General features: G+C 45.8%; 22 protein-coding genes, 2 tRNA genes and 1 pseudogene (1 of these 25 cut by a window edge). 6 read left to right on the top strand and 19 right to left on the bottom strand.

Annotated elements, in window-relative coordinates:
- The 11 genes from FBY58_RS00045 to FBY58_RS00095 form a co-directional block, all read right to left on the bottom strand.
- On the bottom strand, positions 1-94 hold the 5' end (the start) of the coding sequence (locus tag FBY58_RS00045) for a nuclear transport factor 2 family protein (RefSeq protein ID WP_141918742.1). 290 nt of this gene lie to the left of the window's left edge; the window shows 94 of its 384 coding nt (coding positions 1-94); its start codon is at positions 92-94; its stop codon lies beyond the left edge, outside the window.
- 221 nt (positions 95-315) lie between these two features.
- Positions 316-1,956, bottom strand: a complete 1,641-nt coding sequence (locus tag FBY58_RS00050; RefSeq protein ID WP_141918744.1) for a ribonuclease J — start codon at positions 1,954-1,956, stop codon at positions 316-318.
- A gap of 46 nt (positions 1,957-2,002) precedes the next feature.
- Complete coding sequence (locus tag FBY58_RS00055) at positions 2,003-2,830, bottom strand: type III pantothenate kinase (RefSeq protein ID WP_141918746.1); 828 nt, start codon at positions 2,828-2,830, stop codon at positions 2,003-2,005.
- Between the two features lie 28 nt (positions 2,831-2,858).
- Positions 2,859-3,617: a biotin--[acetyl-CoA-carboxylase] ligase gene (locus FBY58_RS00060; RefSeq protein ID WP_141918748.1), complete on the bottom strand. Its 759-nt coding sequence runs from the start codon at positions 3,615-3,617 to the stop codon at positions 2,859-2,861.
- A gap of 45 nt (positions 3,618-3,662) precedes the next feature.
- The gene (locus tag FBY58_RS00065; protein ID WP_141918750.1) at positions 3,663-4,403 is read right to left on the bottom strand and encodes a ribonuclease T2 family protein; all 741 of its coding nucleotides are present in this window, start codon (positions 4,401-4,403) and stop codon (positions 3,663-3,665) included.
- 103 nt (positions 4,404-4,506) lie between these two features.
- Positions 4,507-5,490: a carboxylating nicotinate-nucleotide diphosphorylase gene (gene nadC / locus FBY58_RS00070; protein WP_141918752.1), complete on the bottom strand. Its 984-nt coding sequence runs from the start codon at positions 5,488-5,490 to the stop codon at positions 4,507-4,509.
- A gap of 23 nt (positions 5,491-5,513) precedes the next feature.
- Positions 5,514-6,512, bottom strand: coding sequence for a quinolinate synthase NadA (gene nadA / locus FBY58_RS00075; protein WP_141918754.1), 999 nt, complete (start codon positions 6,510-6,512; stop codon positions 5,514-5,516).
- A gap of 14 nt (positions 6,513-6,526) precedes the next feature.
- Positions 6,527-7,153, bottom strand: a complete 627-nt coding sequence (locus FBY58_RS00080) for a DUF4230 domain-containing protein (RefSeq protein ID WP_141918756.1) — start codon at positions 7,151-7,153, stop codon at positions 6,527-6,529.
- 36 nt (positions 7,154-7,189) lie between these two features.
- Positions 7,190-7,519, bottom strand: a complete 330-nt coding sequence (grxD, locus tag FBY58_RS00085; RefSeq protein WP_141918758.1) for a Grx4 family monothiol glutaredoxin — start codon at positions 7,517-7,519, stop codon at positions 7,190-7,192.
- Between the two features lie 54 nt (positions 7,520-7,573).
- On the bottom strand, positions 7,574-7,807 hold the full coding sequence (locus FBY58_RS00090; protein WP_141918760.1) for a BolA/IbaG family iron-sulfur metabolism protein: 234 nt from the start codon (positions 7,805-7,807) through the stop codon (positions 7,574-7,576).
- A gap of 3 nt (positions 7,808-7,810) precedes the next feature.
- Complete coding sequence (locus FBY58_RS00095) at positions 7,811-8,179, bottom strand: DUF1476 domain-containing protein (protein WP_141918762.1); 369 nt, start codon at positions 8,177-8,179, stop codon at positions 7,811-7,813.
- Positions 8,180-8,538: 359 nt separating this feature from the next.
- On the opposite strand from FBY58_RS00095, the gene FBY58_RS00100 reads away from it, so the two are divergent.
- Positions 8,539-9,036, top strand: a complete 498-nt coding sequence (locus tag FBY58_RS00100) for a DUF2497 domain-containing protein (protein ID WP_260431976.1) — start codon at positions 8,539-8,541, stop codon at positions 9,034-9,036.
- 149 nt (positions 9,037-9,185) lie between these two features.
- On the opposite strand, the gene FBY58_RS00105 is transcribed toward FBY58_RS00100, so the two are convergent.
- Positions 9,186-10,037 carry a glutaminyl-peptide cyclotransferase gene (locus FBY58_RS00105; RefSeq protein ID WP_141918763.1) on the bottom strand — a complete coding sequence of 284 codons (852 nt, stop codon included), beginning with the start codon at positions 10,035-10,037 and terminating at the stop codon, positions 9,186-9,188.
- A 141-nt stretch (positions 10,038-10,178) separates the two neighbouring features.
- On the opposite strand from FBY58_RS00105, the gene FBY58_RS00110 reads away from it, so the two are divergent.
- The 5 genes from FBY58_RS00110 to FBY58_RS00130 all read left to right on the top strand — a co-directional run bounded on the left by FBY58_RS00110 (position 10,179) and on the right by FBY58_RS00130 (position 16,785).
- A complete protein-coding gene (locus tag FBY58_RS00110; protein ID WP_141918764.1) occupies positions 10,179-12,833 on the top strand; it encodes a valine--tRNA ligase in 2,655 nt (884 codons plus the stop codon).
- Between the two features lie 128 nt (positions 12,834-12,961).
- Positions 12,962-13,963: a porphobilinogen synthase gene (hemB, locus tag FBY58_RS00115; protein ID WP_141918766.1), complete on the top strand. Its 1,002-nt coding sequence runs from the start codon at positions 12,962-12,964 to the stop codon at positions 13,961-13,963.
- Complete coding sequence (locus FBY58_RS00120) at positions 13,956-14,567, top strand: hypothetical protein (RefSeq protein WP_141918768.1); 612 nt, start codon at positions 13,956-13,958, stop codon at positions 14,565-14,567. Before hemB ends, FBY58_RS00120 begins: the two co-directional genes overlap by 8 nt.
- Before the next feature lie 642 nt (positions 14,568-15,209).
- A tRNA-Arg gene (locus FBY58_RS00125) sits at positions 15,210-15,286 on the top strand.
- 377 nt (positions 15,287-15,663) lie between these two features.
- On the top strand, positions 15,664-16,785 hold the full coding sequence (locus FBY58_RS00130; RefSeq protein ID WP_141918770.1) for an AbrB family transcriptional regulator: 1,122 nt from the start codon (positions 15,664-15,666) through the stop codon (positions 16,783-16,785).
- A gap of 1 nt (position 16,786) precedes the next feature.
- On the opposite strand, the gene FBY58_RS00135 is transcribed toward FBY58_RS00130, so the two are convergent.
- From FBY58_RS00135 to FBY58_RS00165, 7 genes and pseudogenes are all read right to left on the bottom strand, one after another.
- Entirely contained in the window at positions 16,787-17,728 is a 942-nt protein-coding gene (locus FBY58_RS00135) for a glyoxylate/hydroxypyruvate reductase A (protein WP_141918772.1), read from the bottom strand.
- Positions 17,729-17,795: 67 nt separating this feature from the next.
- On the bottom strand, positions 17,796-18,431 hold the full coding sequence (locus tag FBY58_RS00140; RefSeq protein WP_141918774.1) for an epoxyqueuosine reductase QueH: 636 nt from the start codon (positions 18,429-18,431) through the stop codon (positions 17,796-17,798).
- A 186-nt stretch (positions 18,432-18,617) separates the two neighbouring features.
- A complete protein-coding gene (locus tag FBY58_RS00145; protein WP_141918776.1) occupies positions 18,618-19,694 on the bottom strand; it encodes an alkene reductase in 1,077 nt (358 codons plus the stop codon).
- A 207-nt stretch (positions 19,695-19,901) separates the two neighbouring features.
- A pseudogene (locus FBY58_RS00150) lies at positions 19,902-20,990 on the bottom strand (AbrB family transcriptional regulator).
- Between the two features lie 4 nt (positions 20,991-20,994).
- Positions 20,995-21,561 (bottom strand): hydrolase, encoded by a 567-nt coding sequence (locus FBY58_RS00155; protein ID WP_141920566.1) that lies wholly within the window; start codon positions 21,559-21,561, stop codon positions 20,995-20,997.
- 284 nt (positions 21,562-21,845) lie between these two features.
- Positions 21,846-21,920 (bottom strand) — tRNA-Gly (locus tag FBY58_RS00160).
- 222 nt (positions 21,921-22,142) lie between these two features.
- Entirely contained in the window at positions 22,143-23,021 is an 879-nt protein-coding gene (locus tag FBY58_RS00165; protein WP_141918778.1) for a class I SAM-dependent methyltransferase, read from the bottom strand.
- Between the last annotated feature and the right edge of the window lie 6 nt (positions 23,022-23,027).

Raw genomic sequence — 23,027 nt, forward strand, 5'->3', positions numbered from 1 at the left:
CTTCAAAAACGCAATCTGGCTGAACAGATTTTAACGCCTCGGTTATCTCTCCGTTAAAAACATGTGCGAAAAAGTTTTTCACAGGATTACCCATCGTTTTTCCTTTTTTATTGCGTGAAGATTTCTCGAGCTGTTTTGCTACGCGCGTTAATTTTGACTGAAACAACCGAGGCTACGGCCAATATATCCTGATGCAGGTTCAAATTATAATTTTAGAACAAGCAAAAAAAAATCCTGCCAGAAAAATATCCAGCAGGATCTTATCATTAAGCAAGAAATAGGCGCTATCAGACTATAACGCTATATTCCCTGATATTAGACGTGAACGGCCACAACATCGACGATAGGTTTCTTCCCTGTCCAATGATGGGCACGCCGCCGGACAGCAAGCCGGACAGCTTCCCGCATCCGTTCTTCGCTTTTATGGCCATCATTAACTGCTTTAATCGCAGCCCGAGAGGCATCTTCGATAAATTCGATACGATCGGCTTCGATCGGCACACCATGCAGGCTGATCGTCGGGTGGCCTTTAAGGTGATTATGCTTATCAACCGCCAAGCTGACCGAGATCAGGCCATTAATCGCCATTTTCCGGCGTTCACCGATCGTTGGGCCATTGGCTGATAAAATAACATCACCATCCAAGAGCAAGCGGCCTGTATTTTCATGGCTAACAAAGACAGGCCCTTTAGGTGCAAGACGAATAAGATCACCATTGCCCTGAACTAGACTACGGGGAATGCCCGTTGCCAAACCAAGGCGCGCTTGTTCTGCCATATGGCGCAATTCACCATGAACAGGGATAAGCATTTCTGGTCGAATCCAGCGATACATTGCCTGCAAATCAGGCCGTCCTGGGTGACCCGAAACATGAATCATTGCCTGACGATCGGTTACCATGCGGATGCCTTTGGCGGCCAAAGCATTCTGAATACGTCCAACAGCGATCTCATTGCCGGGAATCTGACGAGATGAGAAAATAACACTGTCGCCCGCTGATAATTTCAGATGATGGCTATCAAAGGCAATACGAGAAAGCGCTGCGCGGGATTCACCCTGCCCTCCGGTAGCCACGATCATTACCTTTTCAGGCGGTAGCCGCATCGCTTCGTCATAAGAAAGCGTTTTAGGGAAATCCATCAAATATCCCGTACTTTGGGCGATTTTGATAATCTTTTCGATAGATCTACCGGCGACAACCAAATGCCGTCCAACATCTTGAGCAACCTGCCCCAATGTCTGGATGCGCGCGGCATTGGAAGCAAAGGTCGTTACAAGAACGCGACCAGGTGCCTTGCGGATAACTTCATCCAGTCCTTTTCGAACATCGCCTTCGGAACCGGATGTTTTTTCATTAAAAGAATTAGTTGAATCGCACACCAAAGCCAGAACGCCGTTATCACCGACTTTTCTGAGCATTTTCGCATTGGTCGTATTGCCAACCAACGGGTCATCATCCAGTTTCCAATCGCCCGTATGGAAAACATTTCCGTAAGGCGTTTCGATAAGAAGCGCATTTCCTTCAGGAATCGAATGGGCAAGTGGAATGTAATTAAAATGAAATGAACCTAAATTAAACTGGCCATTGTTATCGATAACATGGAGCTTAACCTTATCGGCGATGCGTTCTTCTTGTAACTTGCTGCGGATAAGCCCCGCAGTGAAAGGGGTTGCATAAATAGGCACGCCCAAATCAGCAGCAAGATAAGGAATGGCACCAATATGATCTTCGTGACCATGGGTAATGACAATGCCAAGGAGGTCTTTTGCCCGATCTTCTATAAATTCAATATCCGGTAAAATAACTTCTACGCCCGGATAATTGGCATCACCAAAAGTGATACCAAGATCAACCATTACCCATTTGCCATCACAACCATAGAGGTTGGCATTCATTCCGATTTCGCCTGACCCACCAAGGGCCAGAAAAAGTAGTTCTTTACCTGGTCTTTTCACAGACTATCATTCGCTTTCATCTTAACAGAGTAGTAAAAATCCCCGATTACAGGGGGCTAAAATCTGCAGCAAACCCACCGGAATGCGCAGTGAATTTCGTAGGAGCTCCGCGCTCGTAAAGCAGCGCCATGCCCCGAATAGTTAAATCAGGCTCGATCACGTCAAAAACAGAAGTGTGCACGGCAAAAAGAGAAGCCAAACCGCCGGTGGCTATAACCGTCACAGGATGGCCGATTTCCTGTTTCATTCTCTCTGTTAAGCCTTCTATCATAGCGATATATCCCCAATAGATACCGCTATGCATGCTTTCTTCTGTACTACGCCCGATGACTTTCCCTGTTTTCGGAATCTCGATTGCAATCCGTGGCAAGCGCGCTGCCGTTGCAACCAAAGCATCCAGTGACAGGTTAATACCCGGGGCAATGATCCCTCCTCGATATGCCCCTTTTTCATCTATCCAGTCAAAAGTCGTCGCCGTTCCGAAATCAATCGCTATCTTGTGGCCGGAATGAAGATGATGAGCCCCGATAGCATTCACCAATCGATCTGCGCCGACGGTTTCAGGGCTAACTACATCAATATCCATGCCCCATTCCAGAGGGGGTGTTCCAGCGATTAAAGCTTTTACGCCAAAATATTTCGCCGATAGCACCTCAAGATTATGTAGCGTACGCGGAACAACTGTACAAATAACGACGCTATCAATTTCTTCGCGTGTAAATCCCCCGATAGCCATTAACTGCACCAGCCAAACAGCATATTCGTCTGCTGTTCGCCGACCTTCTGTTGCAATCCGCCATCGCGCTCGAATTTCCCGCCCATCGACCAACGCAAAAACTATATTTGTATTGCCGGCATCAATAGCGAGCAGCATGTATTAATTCCTGAACAAAGAAAACATTTTATGACCTTGCTAACAAAACATCACCGCTATGAAACAGACATATTTGATTAGTATGCAAACGTAACTTTAGAGCCCCGCTAGAATCAAGGCCTGCAAAATATCCGCAAACCAATTCGCCATTTTCCTTATGGATAGTAAGCGGAGTATGAATATTATGTGCTTTTTTCAACCAGTTATCGTGAATAATTTCAATACCTTGTTTACGCCAGATATCTAACCAATCTGAAAAAGAAGCGGCTAATGCTTCGGAAAAAGCCGTTTTTTCTGGTGCTTTATCCGTAAAATCAGCGAGAGCTGCCGTTGGGCGATCTAATTTTGCAGCCTGTTTAAGATTAACACCGAAGCCAAAGATCATAGCATCTTCATGACCTTCAAGCAAAATACCCGCGCATTTCGCCCCTTTCAGCATAAGATCGTTAGGCCATTTTAACGAAAGCAGCTCTGGTTTCACGAAAAGGCTAGCCGCCTGATACAAGGCCAGCGCCGCCACAAAAGCAAGGCCTGACAGGTTGGAATCTGTTTTTTTTAGACGAACCAATGTGCTGATTGCGAGATTACCTTCTGGCAACTGCCATTGCCGCCCTTGCCGTCCACGTCCTTTTGTCTGTGTATCCGCTTTTAACCAGAAGCCTTCGGGAAGACCTTGATCTGCGAGAAGACGCATGTCGTTATTCGTGGATTCTGTTTCTTTTACTGTCCTGATACGGCTATTTTCAGCCCATAAAGCAGTGATGTCGTTTTTTTCTGCAAAGGCCATTTTGTCAGCCTTTATTTTGAAATAAAATTAGAAAGATTGTCTCTATCATCCAAACACTGGCCGTAATTGGAAACCGGGTTTAATTTTTATCTTCATCTCGGCAGGTAATGCCGAAGAATCCACGGCACAATCCTGAAACTTGAAGTCAGAATTATAACATATTCTTATTCCGGTGAGCCAGTTTTTGCGATTAACGGCTATTTTTATAGCATTCGCATTTAAATGATGGTTCGCTTCAAGAAAGGCGTCCTTGACCCGAGCAATAGTTAAATCGGGATCACTGGACAATTTATTCATATCAGGCAGGTGTATTTTCCGAAAAAGTGTCGTTGTTCGCGAAAAATACTCTTCCGGTTTAGGGGCAACACAGACACCATATTTTGCCCATTGCTGCTGTAACAATTGAGCTGATGGCGTAATATCAGCCATTTTATCAACCATTGCCGGTGATAAAGGCGTTGCGTCCTTGCAAGATTGCAGCCGTTTTTGCTGGGCATCTTCTGGCCATAAACCTTCGGAAATAAAACCAAAGAAGCGGCCACTGCCACATTGATAGGCATCGGCGGCCTTGGTCGTTTTTCCGCGGCAATATTCGGGTGACCATTGAAGCGCCAAGACATAGCCAGAAATCGAAATAGTATGATTATTAGATTGTTCGGTAGAGCTGTCAGAATGAGCAGGCAAGGCGCTTTTTTGTGGAGCGCCCCAAACACTGCCGCTGACACAGATGCCTAATAAACAGCCTGTTAAAGCTATTTTTTTGATAAGCCTGTAGGTATTTTTCACTGATTTTTCCTGTAATAGCCGGTCATTGAAACCGGCTATAAAAACTGAAAACCAAAGTGACTAGATACCCAATCATTGGCTGGTGACAATAAAAAATGAGTTATTAAACGGACGGCAATAAGGAAAAATCCAGTCCGATATCAACGGCCGGTGCAGATTGGGTCAATCGACCTACAGAAATATAGGTCACGCCGCTTTCTGCTCTCGCTCGGATATTATCAAGCTGCACACCACCAGATGCCTCGGTCGGCACTTTACCCTTTACTATAGACACCGCTTTTTTGAGGGTGTCCGGCGTCATATTGTCCAACAACAAATGTGTTGCACCTTCATCCAAAGCGGGCTTGATCTGATCAAGATTGTCGATTTCGACAATAATATAAGGAATATGTGCTTCGGTGGCTCTTCTAACCGCCAGTCCGACACTACCAGCAACGGCAATATGATTATCTTTAATCATGGCGCCATCATCAAGCCCCATGCGGTGATTTTGCGCGCCACCCATACGGGTCGCGTATTTTTCAAGCAACCTTAAACCCGGAATGGTTTTGCGCGTATCAAGCAAAATAGTGCCGGTGCCCTCAATTGCATCGACATATTGGCGGGTCATAGTCGCTATGCCAGAAAGATGCTGGCAAAGATTGAGCGCAGAGCGTTCGCATTCTAATAACGCACGCGCTTTGCCTTTGATTTTTAGAAGAATTTGCCCTGCAGGTAAGAAGTCGCCTTCTTTTGCCAAAATTTCAATTTCAGCTTGTGGATCAAGGGCTTTAAAAAATGCCGCAGCCAAAGGTAATCCGACGACAACGATAGGTTCACGTGTCGCCATGACACCCGAAAAAACAGATTCTTCAGGAATAACGGCATTAGCTGTTATATCGCCTGCCTGTCCGAGGTCTTCCGCCAAGGTAGAACGGATAAAGGCTTCCGCATCAAAACCCTCAATATCGAGCACCATTCCTGTCGGAAGGTTGATATTTTTTGCCCATGAAGGTGCTTCGGCATGTTTGTCATTCTGCCAAGGCGTAGAATGATGAAAAGCCGAACGCGGCGGATGGCCAGTGGTAAGCCCCGAATTATCCTGCATTAATTAAAGCCCTTCACATCCGATTATTTGGCAGTAGCTATAGCGCCAAGATCGCCAGTGCCTACCGTTGAAGAGGCCATTTCAAGCATTTTATCCAATGGCTTTTTAGCCGCCAGCCGCGTTTTTTCGTCGAGGGTGACTTCTGGTGCCATATTTTTCAATGCCAGATAGAGCTTTTCCATCGTATTAAGCGCCATATAGGGGCACATATTGCAATTACAGTTGCCGTCCATACCGGGCGCACCGATAAATTTCTTATTCGGAGCCGCCTTTTCCATCTGGTGGATAATATGGGGTTCCGTTGCAACGATAATGGTATCGGACTTTGAACTTAACGCAAATTCCAAAATAGCGCGGGTCGAACCGACTACATCGGCATGATCCAAAATAGCCGCCGGACATTCTGGATGAGCGGCAATCGGGGCATCAGGATAATGCTGCTTTAATTTCAGTAATTCGGTTTCTGAAAAATTTTCGTGAACGATACAAGAACCCGGCCAAAGTAGCATATCGCGCCCTGTTTTCCGGTTCAGCCATGCGCCCAGATTACGATCAGGCGCAAAAATAATCGGCTGATCTTCAGGTATTTGGGATAAAATCTTTTCAGCCGAAGAGGATGTCACGATGACATCAGATAAGGCTTTTACCTCGGCAGAGCAGTTAATATAGGTCAAAGCGATATGATCAGGATGCGCTTTTCGGAAGGCGGCCAGTTCTTCTGGCGGGCAACTGTCTTCAAGCGAGCATCCGGCTTCCATATCGGGAACCAGAACTGTTTTTTCCGGTGACAGGATTTTTGCGACCTCAGCCATAAAGCGGACACCGCAAAAAACGATAACATCAGCATCGGTTGCGGCGGCTTTGCGGGAAAGATCGAGACTGTCACCGATGAAATCGGCAATATCCTGAATTTCAGGCGTTTGGTAGTAATGCGCCAAGATAACAGCATTGCGCTCTTTTTTCAGACGCTTGATTTCTTGTACCCAATCGGTCTGAACCAAATTATTTAACGGCGCATTCATTCCCGATATACTCCTTAACTCCTAAAGCGGACTTCAACATTTGCGGTAAGGCCGGCAGATTTAAGAGGCATCAAAAACGCCCGTTCTACCGCCCGACATGCCGCTTCATTTGCCAGCTTCATTGACAGATTATTCCGAGCCTGTCGTGATAAATCTTCTATAGCAGCTTTTCGGTTGGCTGAATCAAGTTGTTGTTCAGCATCCGTCAACGCCATAAGCATGCCGCCGGAATCATATTCCCGGAGAGAGGCCATATCAACTTCCGGTTGGCTTATTTCTATAGGAGGGAGAGATACGGTCAAAAGATGACGGTCGTTATCCCATTTCAAATCATGCGGTGAAAGCGCAGCCAAATTGACTTCGTACCGCACATTCCCCGGCATAATTAGGGTTTTTCTGGCAGAGAAACCAAAATGCTGTTCGCTTGACGTCGAGACCGCGACATAACGCGCCATAAAAACCGTCAGCCGGTTTTCTTCCCGAATGGATTGCAAACTGCTGCTCGTCACAGTTTCCAGCGAAGGACGGGAATAGAAATCAAGAAAATTTCTGGTTCCCAACCTAATCGCAAAAAGGATAATCAACAGAAAAAGTAGTATGGTTGCAAAAAACCAAAGCCACTTTTTCGATGTCGTTGTCATAGAAATTATATTATCCCCAATTTGTCATTGCCCGTCTTATTTTCGGGCAATATTTTCTTTTTGAGCCAATTCAGCCAGCTCACCATTTTCGAACATTTCCGTAATGATATCGCAGCCGCCGACCAGTTCGCCTTTAATGTAAAGCTGCGGGAAGGTTGGCCAATCGGAATAAACCTTGATCCCCTGTCTGATTTCTGGATCTTGTAAAACATCGACAGAGTCATATTCGATGCCAATATTGTTCAAAATGGCGACGACCTGATTAGAAAATCCGCATTGCGGAAAAAGAGGCGTGCCTTTCATAAATAACACTACCGGACTTTTTTCCAGAATTTCCTTGATCCGGTCGTTGATCGTATCAGCCATAAACAACATTCCCTTTAATAAATTTCAAAAATAAAATGCGCTTTTTCAAGCAGGTTATTCCGCAATCCGGGTCGTCAGCTTTAACGCGTGAAGCTCTTCCCCCATACGTCCGCCAAAGGCATCATAGACAAGGCGATGCTGTGCCAAACGGGATAAGCCTTTAAAAGAAGCCGCCGTCACAACCGCGCTATAATGCTCCCCATCGCCCCCCATATCGGTGACTTCTATTTTCGCATCAGGGACAGCCGTAATAATAAACTGTTCAATCTCTTCGATGGTCATGGCCATACGCTACACAACTCCCAATAATTGGCGCTTGGCTTCAATCGATTTACGATCAAGCATAGCTCGAATCTGGCTTTCTTCTATTTCAACATGCGCTGACAGAATGTCCCCCAACAAACGGGACACAATGCTTTCTTCGTCCATTTCTTCAAAGCCAGCCCCAACAAATCCTTTGGTATAAGGATCGGCCTCTTCAGGGGTCAGATGCATCATCTCGGCTGCCCATGTGGCTAACAGGCGGTTACGTCTTGCTAGGAAACGTAACAACATCGCCTGATCCCGAGAAAAGAGCTCGTCTGCTGTTTTTTGATGGAAAGAAGCTTCATGCGAATCAGAAACATCAGAACTTCTATGACCGGAAGCGTGGATGCCCATATAATCTCCTGCTCTTTTACAAGAATGTAGGAAGCCCGATAAAGCCACACAACAGGCTATTGATAGAAGCCAGACAGAATGGGTAAAATAATCATATAAAAATCGATTTTCTCATGGAAAATATGAATATTTCTGATTGATTATAAATAAAAAACGGCAAATCCTGTTGAAAAAGCAGGCTTTTACGGTTTATCTTGTCTTCAGAATTCGGCTAATTTAATCCGTTTCCATGACATAAGGGTTAAAAACCCTTTCTGTATAAGGCTATTTCCGGCTAAAATATCACAGTGATATTGCCGTTAATATAATTATACAAAACTACTCGTGACAAAAAAAACAGAAACAGGCACATTGTGAGCATGATGGATATGCGACCTGACCCTTCGATGGAAGACATCTTGGCTTCTATCAAACGCATTATTGCGGATGGTGACCGAAAACCCAATGGCCGTTCCTTATCACCAGAAACGGATCATTCCGATGATCTGCGTAAACATGATTCGGATAGTAGTGTCTTGGAATTGACGGATCCCGTTACCTCTAGCCTATCGAAGGATCAGCCGATGAATAACGAGCATCGCGATTATACTGAAAATAATACCCCGTTAAATGGTCACTCTTCAAAATCGCAGGATTCTCTCATGTCAGAAAAAGCAGAACAGGCAAGTCGCCAAGCCTTAAAAAACCTGTCTGCGATGATGGTCAGCCAGACTTCCCATCAGGATTTAACCCTGGAAGACCTCGTTAAAGAAATGCTGCGCCCCATGCTGAAAGACTGGTTAGATTCCAACTTGCCAGCAATCGTCGAAGCTATGGTTTCCCGCGAAATATCCAGAATTACCGGACAGCATCTCTAATATTTCTATTAAGGCGTTGCCGCATTTCAAAGACGGTTGGCTATTTCCTGAAAAATAGACATTTTAGGAAATAGCAAAAAACGCCTTTATTTTGAATGAATGCCCTAAAATCCTTTTTCAAAACCGCCCAATATCATCCCAAGGCTATTTTATTTATGTCTGCTGACATGGGGGATGAGGGTGATTTCAAATATCTTCGGCCATAATTTACCGGTGACAAATAAGCGGTGGTTATCTTTATCCCATGCGATGCCGTTCAAGACATCTATCGGTGAAGGCAAAGGCCCCGCTTGATCCAAAAGACCAGTCAGATCAATAATGCCGGTGACTTTACCGCTTTCGGGATCGATGCGAACAATCTTGTTCGTTTGCCAGACATTGGCGAATATTTCGCCATCGACCCATTCCAGTTCATTTAATTCCGGTAATTCTTCCCCATGCGCTGTCACAGTAATCATACGAAGGGTTGTCAGGCTTTCCGGATCAAGGAAGCGCAGAACAGGTGTGCCGTCACTCATAATCAGATATTGATCGTTATGGGTCAGCCCCCAGCCCTCACCTTCATAGTGAAAGCTTCTGACCTGCCGTAAATTTTTAATATTCCAGACAAAACCCAGCTGGCTTTGCCAAGTCAGCCCAATGATTTTATCTTTCCAGTCGCTGATACCTTCACCGAAATAACTTTTTCCGATGTCTATTTTTTGCAGCGTTTGGCCCGTTTCAATATCGACTTTCCGAATAGACGAATGGCCGTTCAGGCCGGTGCTTTCGTAGAAATAACCGTTCCGGTAAAATAAACCTTCGGTAAAGGCCTTAGTATCATGGGGATAACTATGGACGATTTGATAATCATAGACAGGGATAGCCGGAGTCGCAGCATGTGACGCCACGGAACAGACAAGAATTATCGTGCTGAAAAGCAGAAAAAAACTGATAACTTCGGATATCAACAATATGATGGTAGGCGAAATTGAAAAATCTTTCGATTTTTTTCTAAGCATTATTTCTTCCTGAAATCAGGCTGTCCATTTTCTTTTCAATCAGGCTATACGCCTTCAATCTCAAGAATCCTTCATAAAAAGCGCCTTTAACGTAATATTGCGGCTGGCATCCCCCGAAAGGAGGCGATAGAAACAGCCCTTATGACCATAGATAAGACGTTTGATCCTGCCACGATAGAATCCCGTTGGTATACCCATTGGGAAGAAAAAGGCTTATTCCATCCGGAACGACCGGGAGCTGATCCTTTCACTCTGGTCATTCCCCCGCCCAACGTTACCGGCTCTTTACATATCGGCCATGCGCTGGATGATACCTTGCAAGATATTTTGGTGCGTCATGCCCGATTAAAAGGCAAAGATGCCTTATGGGTTGTCGGAACCGATCATGCTGGTATTGCCACCCAAATGGTTGTGGAACGCAATCTGGCCAAGATCGACCAGAAGCGTACCGATATGAGCCGTGAAGCTTTTGTCGATAAAGTTTGGGAATGGAAAGCTGAATCCGGCGGCACGATTACCCGCCAGCTTCGCCGTTTGGGCGCATCTTGCGACTGGGCGCATGAACGCTTTACTATGGATGAAGGCTTCTCCGAAGCCGTTATCAAAGTCTTCGTCTCTCTTTATAATGAAGGTTTAATCTACCGCGACAAACGGCTGGTTAACTGGGACCCTCATCTGGGAACGGCAATTTCCGATCTCGAAGTCGAAAGCCGTGAAGTTCAAGGCCATTTCTGGCATTTCCGTTATCCATTAGAGGATGGTTCCGGTGAAATCGTGGTGGCTACCACCCGTCCGGAAACCATGTTGGCCGATATGGCGGTTGCGGTTAATCCCGATGATGAACGCTATAAAGCCCTCATCGGCAAAAATATCTGTTTACCGATCACCAACCGTCTAATTCCAATTATTGCCGATATTCATGCTGATCCTGAATTGGGATCAGGCGCCGTGAAAATTACCCCGGGTCACGATTTTAACGATTTCGAAGTCGGAAAACGGGCAGGCATCAAACCGGCTGACATGTTAAACATGCTGGATAGTAGCGCCCGCGTTATCCAGACTGCCGAAAATGATGTTCCAGCAGAACTGGTTGGCCTCGATCGTTTCGAAGCCCGCAAGATCATTGTCGAAAAAATCGAAGCACTCGGTTTCCTTGATAAAATCGAAGACCGTGTCATTCAGACGCCTTATGGTGATCGCTCTGGTGTGCCGATCGAACCTTGGTTGACCGACCAATGGTATGTTGATGCTGAAAAGCTGGCACAGCCGGCTTTGGAAGCGGTACGTTCTGGCAAAATCAAGATCATTCCGGAAAGCTGGACAAAAACCTATTATAACTGGCTGGAAAATATTCAGCCTTGGTGTATTTCACGCCAGCTTTGGTGGGGTCATCAGATACCGGTATGGTATACCGATGATGGTCAGGCTATCGTTGCCGAAAATGAAGATGCCGCCCAAGAAAAAGCAGGTAAAGGCGTCAATCTTCGTCGTGATCCTGATGTGCTGGATACGTGGTTTTCTTCAGCATTATGGCCTTTTGCTACCTTGGGATGGCCGGAAAAAGATCCGAGAGCCTCGGGTCGCTATCCGAATGATGTCCTGATTTCTGGTTTTGACATTCTATTCTTCTGGGATGCCCGCATGATTATGCAGGGTTTGCATTTCATGAAGGATGTGCCTTTTCCGAAGCTTTATTTGCATGGACTTGTTCGGGCGGCTGATGGCTCGAAAATGTCTAAATCAAAAGGCAATACGGTCGACCCCCTTGGGCTGATTGATAAATACGGTGCAGATGCCTTGCGCTTCACGCTTTGCGCGATGGAAAGTCAGGGACGCGATATCAAGCTCGATGAAAAGCGGGTTGAAGGCTATCGCAATTTTGCTACCAAATTGTGGAATGCGGTTCGTTTTGCTCAGAATAATAACTGCGCCGTCAACAAATCGAAACAGCCGCCAGAAGCAAGCTTAACCACCAACCGCTGGATCATTGCCGAAACTGCTCGCGTTGCCCGCTCACTGGATCAGCATATTACCGATATGCGTTACGATGAGTTGGCCAACAGTCTGTATCATTTCGTCTGGAATGATTTCTGCGATTGGTATCTTGAGCTGATTAAGCCGATTCTGATGTCTTCAGAAAATCAGGATCAGGGTGAGCTGCAAGAAACTTTGTCGGTTCTGGGCTGGGTCATTGATCAGATTTTGATCATGCTGCACCCGATCATGCCGTTTATCACAGAAGAATTATGGCATGCCTTGGGTGACCGCGATCATGATCTGATTATCGCTTCATGGCCGGATTATCAGAATTGGACGGTCGATGAGACAGCCCAAAATGATATTGATTGGTTGATCCGCCTTATCACAGCGATCAGAGCAACCCGATCAGAATTGAATGTGCCGCCGGCTCTTAAGGTACCGCTGCATAGCCATGGCATTCCAGAAAAGACCGTAAAAAGTCTGGAACGCTTTGATCCCTTTATTAAAAGATTGGCACGAATCGAGTCGATCCACGAAGAGGCCGCCCCTAAAGGCGCGGCGGCGCAGATCGTTGTTGATGAAGCCACCTTTGTATTGCCTTTGGAAGGCGTCATTGATCTTGATGCTGAAAGAGGTCGCCTGAAAAAAGCGATCGAAGCGGTCGAGAAAGAAAAGACGGCGACAGAGAAACGTCTTGGCAATCCCAATTTTGTCGCACGGGCAAAGCCCGAAGTTGTCGCTGAAAATCGGGAAAGACTTGAAAGTTTTGTGGGCGAAATTTCTAAGTTGAAAGCCGCCCTTGATCGCCTGATGTAAAAGCTTTGCAAGAATTTCGCTTAAAACCCCTGTCGTTCTGTTCATAACGGCAGGGGTTTTTTGTAGATATCTGTAATTCGATAGGATTCTGTCTGGTCATTATAAAAGAGCTGTTTTAATAAATTACTATGTCTTTAGTCCCTACCCAATATCCGGCAACGCGCCTTCGTCGCGTTCGTGCTTCCGCGTGGAGCCGGAGTATGCATTCCGAAAATGTCCTGACCCCTGCCGATTTCATCTGGCCGTTATTTGTAACGGGTGGAAAATCGGTGAAAGAGGCCGTCCAATCTATGCCCGGCGTGTTCCGTTGGTCTGTCGATTTGATTGTCGAACAGGCCAAATTGGCACATAGTCTGGGTATCCCCTGTTTGGCATTGTTCCCGAATACGGACATATCCAAACGGAGCGAAAACGGGAAAGAAGCGTGGAACGCTGACAATCTGATGTGTCAGGCTATCCGCGCCATCAAAGATGCGGTGCCTGATATCGGTTTATTAACCGATGTTGCACTCGACCCATATACCAGCCACGGTCATGATGGCGTTATTGATGATCAGGGTTACGTCTTGAATGACGAAACCAAAGAATTGCTGATCAAGCAGGCGCGCGTTCAAGCCGAAGCCGGTGCAGATATTATTGCGCCGTCCGATATGATGGACGGTCGTGTGGCCGCTATTCGCGAAATGTTGGAAAGTGAAGGACATCGCAACGTCCAGATCATGTCCTATGCCGCAAAATATGCGAGCGTCTTTTATAATCCCTTCCGCGATGCCGTAGGGTCAGCCGGTATTTTTAAAGCCGACAAGAAAACTTACCAGATGGATCCGGCCAATAGCGATGAAGCCTTGCGTGAAGTCGCTATGGATATCGCAGAAGGGGCTGATAGCGTCATGGTCAAGCCCGGCTTACCTTATCTTGACGTTTTATACCGCGTCAAAGAAAGCTTTAAATTGCCGGTCTTCGCCTATCAGGTATCTGGCGAATATGCGATGTTGGAAGCCGCTTTTGCTGCTGGCATGCTCGATAAAGACAAAGCCGTTTTGGAAACGCTCACCTGTTTCAAACGGGCGGGTGCTGCAGGCGTTCTGACCTATCATGCGGTTCATGCTGCAAAGCTTTTGAATGGTTAATCCGCTTCTTTCAAAAAATGTTATCCAGTCAGGCAACTCTTCTAGCAGGCCATTTTATGGCCTGTTAGGAATCGGTTGCTGTTGTCTGGGTTTTGCTTTGTCCGGCTGTAAGGCGGATAAAAGATTCCCGTCTTTGGAACCCCGCCCTTTGGAGCGGCAAGCAATACAAACGCATATTATCGAGGATGTGCAGCCCCAGACGGTTAATTTACCGGATGATCCGGAATTTAATGCCCAACTCGAAAAAATTCTGAACACAGCCGAAAACGGCCATGCTCTTTTTGGGAAACAGGCCAATCAGCTTTCAACACAGATTGCGAAATTGCATTTTTCTTGTAAGGCCTCAGATACGCAATGCCTGATTGCAAAATCCCAAAATGAAAACTGGATTGCGGCACAGCAAAGTCTAACAAGTTTGGCCTCCACTGGAAGAGACCCGATGTTAAATGCGTTGATGCAGCTAGAAGAAAAGCGCGTGACATTGCTCCAGCATAACCCGCCAATCAGCGGCAAAAAGCTGGATGAGATTTCTGATAAGCTGCAAAATATGGATAAAGAAGAAAAAGAAAAAGTGACGCAGCTTGGCGAGCGTTTGCAGAATTAACGCCATGATCTTTATTCGAAGTGGCAGTGTGCAACCTTTTGGATAGAAACCAACGCCTTAATTCTATTTTTGAAATTTTGTTTGTGGGGGGTAGAAAAAAACTGCCCCTTTTTTTTCGAACTTTTTTATGCACGAAAATAAGAACAGGCTTCAAAACTAGGAAAGTCTTATTCAATTTCTCGGAAAGCCTCTTCATAGATAAACTGTCGAAGAAAGACGTTACCGTTTTGACACTCAATTTATGGGATTAGATCTCTCTTGAAATAAAGTCGGTAAGTGTTTTTCAAAAAAAATATTGCTGTCCTTCTGAACTTCATTGAAGCCCTGTCTTATCCTGAAAGTTTCTTTTTTTACAAAAAGATAAAAAACTAAAAATAGCTATCAAGGATATCAAAGCGATCATCTCTTTTTTTAAATTGAGTTAAGCTATTGTTTTTATTTTATTTTTTATGATTTAGGCAATGGGGGCCAGAAAAAGAAATCAACATCCAGAAAAGCTATTCCTATTTTTTTAAAAAAAACAAAGAATCTTAAAAATAAGGCTTGCATAAAGAAAAGAGTTTCTCTAATTGTGCGCTACGGACAGAGACAAAGACGTTAAGTTTTTGATTTGTCATTATAATTGCTTTAAGCATACAGAATGCGCCCGTAGCTCAGCTGGATAGAGCATCAGACTACGAATCTGAGGGTCGGACGTTCGAATCGTTCCGGGCGCACCATTACACAGTTTTTATTTTGTTATTCTCCCCCATAAAATTAATTAAAAAAAAGCTTCGTTTTTAAAGTTGCTTTTGTAAAAATAATGTCACTATTCAAATATTAGTGAACAGTATACTTCCCAGCCTATCATTTTACAAAAAATAAACTTTGTTTTTATTGTTTGATTATAAACAATAAAGCTTATTATATTTTAATCCTATATCAGACTATAGGTGGCTTTCTTCAAACTATTTCCCGATTCGGATGTCTATTGGGGCTTTATTGCCTGTAAGCGGCCTGATATCCGGACTATCATTATAAAACTATAATGATGACGTTTTCCATGTGGCTTTCAGTATTTTAAGCCGCAAATGATGACTAGCATATTGAGATTTGAATGGTGAAATTTCTATGCCCGCCGTCCCGCTGGACATTAAAAAACTGGCCGGTGCTGTGGCAGTGGACGGGACTGATTCTGGCGTCCCTTTTTTTCACCTTACTTTGGAATAGCCTACATATGCCAGCAGCCTTGCTGTTAGGCCCCATGTCAGCGGCGATCATCTTTTCTGTTTTGAATGGCCGTGTCCGGTTATCTAAAAAACCCTTCTCTTTTGCGCAGGGCGTTATCGGTTGCATGGTAGCGCATAACCTATCCTTCCGAATATTGGGCGAAATAATCAAAGATTGGCCTATTTTCTTAGGCGGCGTTTTTTCGGTTATTATTATCAGCAACCTAATCGGATGGCTGATGACTCGATGGAAAATTTTTCCCGGAACGACGGCTTTATGGGGTGCCGCCCCTGGTGCCGCAACGGTTATGACCCTGCTGTCCGAATCCTATGATGCCGATATCCGCCTTGTCGCCTTCATGCAGTATTTCAGAGTTATCTGCGTCGCGGTTATCGCTTCCTTTATTTCTCAAATATGGATGGCATCTGGTAATAGCGGCTATCAGCTGCCTTCGATTGTCTGGTTTCCACTGATCGACTGGATGAGCCTTGCAAAGACGCTCGCACTCATTTTGGTAGCGATGCCGATATCTCGCCTTTTCCATATTCCCAATGGTCGCTTGCTGCTGCCTTTATTCTCAGGGCTGATCTTACAATATTTAGGCTATCTGAATTTAACCCTGCCGCCTTTGTTATTGGCTTTTAGCTATACGATGCTCGGCTGGAATATCGGGATGCGTTTTTCTAGACCCGTTGTAAGCTATGTTGCCCATTCTTTCTTTAAAGTTTTTGTAGCTATTATTGTTTTGATCGTACTCTGTGGGTGCATGGGCGCGTTGTTAGTGCATTTCACACATATTGATCCGCTAACAGCCTATCTCGCAACGAGCCCCGGAGGTTCTGATTCTATTGCCATTATTGCAGCATCTTCCCCAGACAGGGTCGATATGGCTTTTATCATGGCGATGCAAACAGTGCGTTTAATTGCGGTGCTGCTGTCAGTCCCGCTGATAACCTGTCTTTCTCATTATCATACCCAAAATAACAAAAAATCGGCTCAGCAGCGATAGATCAGTATCCCAAAGAACGGTTACAGCCGACGGGTATCATGCCATTTTGGCGGTATAATCTTATATTCTTAGCGATCACCGACGAAGCTGAGACGGGGTTAGTAGTAGCCGCGATATGGGGCAGTACCGTAACACGCGGATGTTCCCAAAAAACATGATCTTCTGGCAACGGTTCGATGCTGAAAACATCGAGCACGGCGTGGCGCATGCGACTTTTATCAAGATATTCAAGAAGATCCGCCTCAATAAGATGCGCTCCCCGTCCCAAATTAACAAGACAAGCATCAGGAGCCAGATACTGGTAAAGATTCCGGCTAAGAATACCCTTGGTCTGATCGGTTAAGGGAAGCAAATTAACCAGAATATCAGCCCGATCAACAGCCTCTCTTAGACCATCTGCCCCTTGATAGGTTTCGATATTTTTCAGTGTTTTCTTTGAGCGACTCCAGCCCTTTACGACAAAGCCTAAAGAAACCAATGAGGCCGCCGATACACGTCCCATTTCGCCTAACCCCAGAACCGTCACCTGACAGTCTCGCGTGGAACGAGAGGGAAGCTGCGCCCATATTTTCTTTTGCTGCTGTGCTTTAAAAATATCGAAATAGCGGTGTACCCCCATGACAGCAGCGACCACCGTTTCAGCCATGGCTTGCGATAAATCAGGATCAATCAAACGACAGATAGGGATATCGGGCAGCGTTTTATCGGCCAGCAGGTTTTCAACGCCTGCCCAAAGACTCTGTATCCACTTCAGATTTGAGAAATGCCCTAAAGCGCCAGCCGGCGGATTGGCAATCAAAGCAATTTCGATAGCTGAAGCATCCTGAACCTGATCCAAGGTTATGATTTTTTCTTCTGGCATCGCAGCTTGCAAATGCTGCAGCCATATTTTTTCTAATGGAGCCGCAAGAGAAGTTGCCAAAAGGATAGGAGAATCATTCATATTCAGACTGCCTTTTCCAGAAAACATAATGCGGGATGTTTTACCCCTACCCTATCTGATTTAAGGCTTAGTCTTTGCCATAGTATTTTCGTGTCTTGATGGTAGGACGACCTTGCGAAAGCCGGTGAGCATTGGCATCTCTCAAGGAATAAGCACAGCCACAATATTCCTGTTGATAGAAATTTTCGCGTTTGCTGACATCCAACATGCGGTTGGTACCGCCTTTTTTCCGCCAGTTAAAATTCCAATAGCTGAGGCCAGCATAACGCGCCGCTGCATGCTGGCCGCAAGCCACAACTTGTTCAAAATTTTTCCAGCGAGAAATCCCCAAAGAACTGCTCATCAATGGGAATCCGTGTTCATGCGCAAAAAGAGCCGCCTGTTCCAAACGGATATCAAAACATAAGCTACAGCGCGTGCCTCTTTCAGGTTCATGCTCCATCCCTTTTGTTCGGAGGAACCAATTATCGCTGTCATAATCCCCATCAACAAAAGGCACGCCTAGCTTATTCGCGAAACGGATATTTTCTTCTTTCCGTAACCGATATTCCGGCTCGGGATGGATATTCGGATTATAAAAGAACACCGTATAATCAATGCTCGCCTCAAAGAGGGTTTCCATGATGCCCCCTGAACAAGGTGCGCAACAGGAATGCAAAAGGAGCTTTTGGGCCTTATCGGGAAGAACGAGAGGAAGTGACATATATCAGCGATCAGAAACCATTTTCGTGAAAAACAGATTTCTAGACATAGGCTATAGCGCTGAAAAAAACAGACTCTTGATTGAGATATGGCTCAATGGGTCACTCATCTAGAAATAAGATTGGCATTTAAAATGGCCTGCCTGCCGACCAAAGCAAACAGGCCATAAATCGCATAACCGTTTCTACTAGCCATCGATAAAAGGATAATCGGTGTAACCTTTGGCACCAGCGGAATACCATGTTTCGATCACATCTTTGGCAAGCGGGGCTTTTTCAAAGAAGCGGCGCGGTAAATCAGGATTGGCGATAAACAAACGGCCAAAGCTGATCGCATCAGCAACGCCAGAATCAAGCGCAGCCTGTGCTTTTTCAAAAGTGTAATCCTGATTAAGCACTAAAGGCGGCTTAAAGACTTTGCGTATTTCCGGTGATAATTTGGGCTGATCGGTCTGACCAAAAGTGCCATCGACAGCCCCTTCCCGCATACCGAGAAAAGCAATATTCAAATCGGATAGCATTTCAGCAGCCGGTATAAATACCTGTTCGGGATGACTATCAACCAAACCTTGTATTTCGCCATTAGGTGATAATCTGACTGCTGTCCGGTCAGCGCCAACCGTCGCAATAACCCGCTCCGTTATCTCTTTCAGAAGACGGATACGATTTTCTGGGGAGCCGCCATAGGCATCACTACGATGATTGGCACCATCCCTTATAAATTCATCAATCAAATAGCCATTGGCGGCATGAATTTGCACACCGTCGAAACCCGCTTTCAACGCATTCTTTGCCGCAACCTCGTAATCATTAAGGAGGCGGGGAATTTCATCCAGACGTAAGGCACGCGCCATATCGTAAGGCTTTTTACCGTCATAGGTATGCGCCAATCCCGGTGCCTGACTGGCAGAAGGCGCGACGGGCTGCATTCCGCTGACACTGGAAGGAACTAATCGTCCCATATGCCAAAGCTGAGCGAAAATAAGGCCGCCAGCATCATGGACAGCCTGCGTAATGGGCTGCCAACTATTTACTTGGGCATCACTCCAAAGGCCGGGGGCGTATGGCCATCCCGAACCTTCTTGAGTAATACCGATAGCTTCAGAAATAATCAGACCAGCACTTGCCCGTTGAGCATAATATTTGGCCATAATATCAGTTGGAACATGCTCACGCGTGGCACGGCCACGGGTTAATGGCGCCATCAAAATTCTATTTTTTGCGGTAACGGCGCCGAAGCGGATGGGATCAAACAAGCTAGGCATCACCGGACTCCCAAAGTATCAGTCTAAAATCTGCTACTCTTTATAGCCATGATTCTACCATATTTCGTCAAGGATAACATCCGCCACAGCATAACATTATAAAAAATATTGTTATTATATTGATATATTATTTTTCGATAAAAGCCTTTTTCAGGTTGGTTTAAGCGCTTGATAATGAAACGCTATTAGCGAGACGCGTTCTTTTCTTTAAGAATCTCTATCTTTTTTCCTACTTAGGTATCGAGCAATCGGTGGAGCCGTCAATAAAACGACCACAAAGCGCACGGTCTGCATACCCATGACGAAAGGCATGTCCACCGGACTTGACGCAGCAACAACCGCAATAGAATCAACACCGCCAGGACTCGCCGCTAAATAGGCAGTTAAAAGATCAACATGGGCAGTTTTGGCCAGAATGACGGCTAAACCACTACAAAGAAGAATAAGCGTCAGAATAGAGCCCAAAACCCGAAAGAAAGAACGCGCCGCATAGAGGACAATCGATCGAGAAAAGCGTAATCCAATACTCCAGCCGACCAAAGTATAGCTGATTGCTAATAACCATGACGGCAACTCGATATCCAACCAGCCAAAATCTTGCAAAATGACGCCGATTCCCAAAGGCAATAGAATACCACCTGCGGGAATTTTAAACCAAGCTGCCAAAGGTATGGTTACCCCGATCAAAGCCAAAGTTTCGATAAAGGGAAGCGGATGGATAGTCGGGAACCATATAATCGACGAAGAGATATGATGGCTGCCAATAGATATTTGGGCAATGGAAGACGCGACCAGGGCCACGCAGACAACCCGCAGATATTGCATAAAGGCAACCAGTCGCACATCAGCCCCATAGGCTTCAGCCATCAAGGTCATGGTTAATGCGGCACCGGGTGAAGATCCCCATAATGCCGTTGTTCCTGGTACGACATGGAAACGCACCAATAACTAACCCAAAAGCGAGCTGACCAGAATAACCGAAACAACACCGGCGAGAAAAAGCGGCCATTGCCGCAGCATCAAATCCAAGATCGGAAGCGGCATGCTATGGGCGATCATGCAACCGATCACCCCTTGTGACAGTATGAAAGGCCAGCGCGGCACAGCTACCGAACCTTCCATAACGGCCACTAAAATTGCGGCGGCCATAGCGCCCAACAACAAAGCGGCGCCCAGATGAAGCATTTCAAATAAGCTGATAAAAAGAACTGAACCCAAGAGCAGGCTCGCCCATTGGATCATGATGTGATGGTTCGCAAAGGAAAACCGGCGGAATACATGGGGGAGCGTAAACATCCGGTTATTTCAGGACTATCTTTTCACTTTGCACAACGCGCGAAAGCCGCGGGAATATCTGTTGAACCGCCATATCATGCAAAGGGCGTGAAAAACTGGTGCAGCCGTCTTCAGCTATGACCAGATCATAACCATGTTCCCATGCCTGCCTTGCCGTAGACTCAACCCCAAAATTGGTGGCAATACCGCTTAAAACAATGGTGGTAATACCACGCCGTCTCAATTGAAGATCGAGTTCGGTGCTATAAAAAGCGCCCCATTGTCTTTTGGTAATCACGAAATCACTCGCCTGTTTTAAACCATCGGCAAACTGATCCCATTCAGGCGAAAAACCACCTTCAGGATAATCGGCAGGTTGATCGACATTCTGGGACGGAACATCTGGAAAGCCGTCAGAAAAAGTTACTCTGACCAAAAAGACTGGAGCACCGGCTTCTCTGAATTTTTCAGCCAAATTTTTACCGACAGACAGCGCCTTTTGGCCATCGTAAGGTTCCAAAGGCAGATTGATAATGCCGTTTTGTAAATCAATCAGGACGAGGGCAGTTGTTTCAGGATTAAGGGAAAGCATAGGACGCGTCATCTCCGTGATTCACTGAACATAGCCAAAGCAGGCGTGCATAACCATACAAACCGGATAAATCGCCATGAAACGATCATCCGATAGAATCCGAAGGAATATAGACCGTGGCCTAAGAAGTGACCAGCGCCTCATCTTTTTGAAAAGATATATCTCATTTTATGGACGCTGAAGATTAAGGCGAATAGATCGTTTATTCTGAAACAGGACAGAAAAGATGCCTTTTGAAATGGGCACAAAAAAAGCACCCTAAAGGTGCTTGTTTTTGTAGAAACTGGAGCGGGCAAAGGGATTCGAACCCTCGACCCCAACCTTGGCAAGGTTGTGCTCTACCCCTGAGCTATGCCCGCTCTGGCATTTCGGTTAACCGTTTCCGGTGCCGTGGGAGGGTCACTAGCATTGCTTTTTTATTTCGGCAAGCTCTATTTCACAAAAAAATGAAAAAAATATCTATTTTCTCAAATTTTTAGCAAAAATGACTGAAAAACTTGATTTTTCAAAGCGATTAACCCGTCAGAGGCACTGGAACACAGTGCCTCTGTTAAAAACAGGATATCCCAAAAGGATGTTTTTTATTGATCGTTTTTCCAACGTGCAAAAATAGCCGTTGGAAGATTGAGGCCGCGTGCTTCTTCTTTGATCGCCATTTCACCGACTTCGACAGATCCGCCCAGATGCTGCGTCGCCTGAGAAAGCAATTCACCAATGGCTAAAGCCGACATTCTGACAGCATACACCGTCAAAACTAGAAATTTTGATTTCTTATCTAGCAGTTTGACGGCTTCGCTTATCAAATCAGATAAATTTTCTTCCAGCCGCCAGACTTCATGGGCAGGGCCTCGCCCGAATTTCGGGGGATCCATCAAAATACCATCATAGCGCCGATTACGACGGGCTTCCCGTGCGGTAAATTTCACAGCATCATCGACAATCCAACGAATAGGTTTGTCTGCCATGCCAGAGAGCTCAGCGTTATTTTTAGCTGAGGCTACTGATTTTTTAGAAGCATCGACATGGGTGACCTTGGCACCCTTTGCCGCAAGGGCAAGACTGCCCACGCCGGTATAGCCAAAAAGATTAAGAATTTCGGCATTTTCGGTAACGCGTTCTCTCATCCATGCCCATTGTGGTGCCATGTCTGGGAAAAATGCCAAATGACGAAATGACGTATTCTGGGCAAGAAAGCAGACATCTTCCCACTGCAAAAGCCAGCCTTCTTTGGGAACATAGGGTTTCAGATGCCAGCGTCCGCCGCCGTCTTCATCAGAAGCGCCGATAAATTCTCCGTCAGCCTGCCAGTTATCTTGAGCAGGACTCCACATCGCCTGTGGTTCGGGACGGATAAAATGATAACGCCCATAACGTTCAAGCTTACGCCCGTGGCCGCTATCGACCAGACCATAATCTTCCCATGCTTCGCCTGTCAGGGTGATCAGGGAATCGATCGCCATTTTTAT

It is taken from the genome of Zymomonas mobilis, from assembly GCF_006715975.1.
GTDB classification, from domain to species: Bacteria; Pseudomonadota; Alphaproteobacteria; order Sphingomonadales; family Sphingomonadaceae; genus Zymomonas; species Zymomonas mobilis_B.

What these genes read in the sequence shown, in the direction of transcription:
- FBY58_RS00055 (WP_141918746.1), bottom strand. Translation starts at nt 2,830, where the DNA reads ATGCTGCTCGCTATTGATGCCGGCAATACAAATATAGTTTTTGCGTTG.
- FBY58_RS00060 (WP_141918748.1), bottom strand. Translation starts at nt 3,617, where the DNA reads ATGGCCTTTGCAGAAAAAAACGACATCACTGCTTTATGGGCTGAAAAT.
- nadC (WP_141918752.1), bottom strand. Translation starts at nt 5,490, where the DNA reads ATGCAGGATAATTCGGGGCTTACCACTGGCCATCCGCCGCGTTCGGCT.
- nadA (WP_141918754.1), bottom strand. Translation starts at nt 6,512, where the DNA reads ATGAATGCGCCGTTAAATAATTTGGTTCAGACCGATTGGGTACAAGAA.
- FBY58_RS00080 (WP_141918756.1), bottom strand. Translation starts at nt 7,153, where the DNA reads ATGACAACGACATCGAAAAAGTGGCTTTGGTTTTTTGCAACCATACTA.
- grxD (WP_141918758.1), bottom strand. Translation starts at nt 7,519, where the DNA reads ATGGCTGATACGATCAACGACCGGATCAAGGAAATTCTGGAAAAAAGT.
- FBY58_RS00090 (WP_141918760.1), bottom strand. Translation starts at nt 7,807, where the DNA reads ATGGCCATGACCATCGAAGAGATTGAACAGTTTATTATTACGGCTGTC.
- FBY58_RS00095 (WP_141918762.1), bottom strand. Translation starts at nt 8,179, where the DNA reads ATGGGCATCCACGCTTCCGGTCATAGAAGTTCTGATGTTTCTGATTCG.
- FBY58_RS00100 (WP_260431976.1), top strand. Translation starts at nt 8,539, where the DNA reads ATGATGGATATGCGACCTGACCCTTCGATGGAAGACATCTTGGCTTCT.
- FBY58_RS00105 (WP_141918763.1), bottom strand. Translation starts at nt 10,037, where the DNA reads ATGCTTAGAAAAAAATCGAAAGATTTTTCAATTTCGCCTACCATCATA.
- FBY58_RS00110 (WP_141918764.1), top strand. Translation starts at nt 10,179, where the DNA reads ATGACCATAGATAAGACGTTTGATCCTGCCACGATAGAATCCCGTTGG.
- hemB (WP_141918766.1), top strand. Translation starts at nt 12,962, where the DNA reads ATGTCTTTAGTCCCTACCCAATATCCGGCAACGCGCCTTCGTCGCGTT.
- FBY58_RS00120 (WP_141918768.1), top strand. Translation starts at nt 13,956, where the DNA reads ATGGTTAATCCGCTTCTTTCAAAAAATGTTATCCAGTCAGGCAACTCT.
- FBY58_RS00130 (WP_141918770.1), top strand. Translation starts at nt 15,664, where the DNA reads ATGGTGAAATTTCTATGCCCGCCGTCCCGCTGGACATTAAAAAACTGG.
- FBY58_RS00135 (WP_141918772.1), bottom strand. Translation starts at nt 17,728, where the DNA reads ATGAATGATTCTCCTATCCTTTTGGCAACTTCTCTTGCGGCTCCATTA.
- FBY58_RS00140 (WP_141918774.1), bottom strand. Translation starts at nt 18,431, where the DNA reads ATGTCACTTCCTCTCGTTCTTCCCGATAAGGCCCAAAAGCTCCTTTTG.
- FBY58_RS00145 (WP_141918776.1), bottom strand. Translation starts at nt 19,694, where the DNA reads ATGCCTAGCTTGTTTGATCCCATCCGCTTCGGCGCCGTTACCGCAAAA.
- FBY58_RS00155 (WP_141920566.1), bottom strand. Translation starts at nt 21,561, where the DNA reads ATGCTTTCCCTTAATCCTGAAACAACTGCCCTCGTCCTGATTGATTTA.
- FBY58_RS00165 (WP_141918778.1), bottom strand. Translation starts at nt 23,021, where the DNA reads ATGGCGATCGATTCCCTGATCACCCTGACAGGCGAAGCATGGGAAGAT.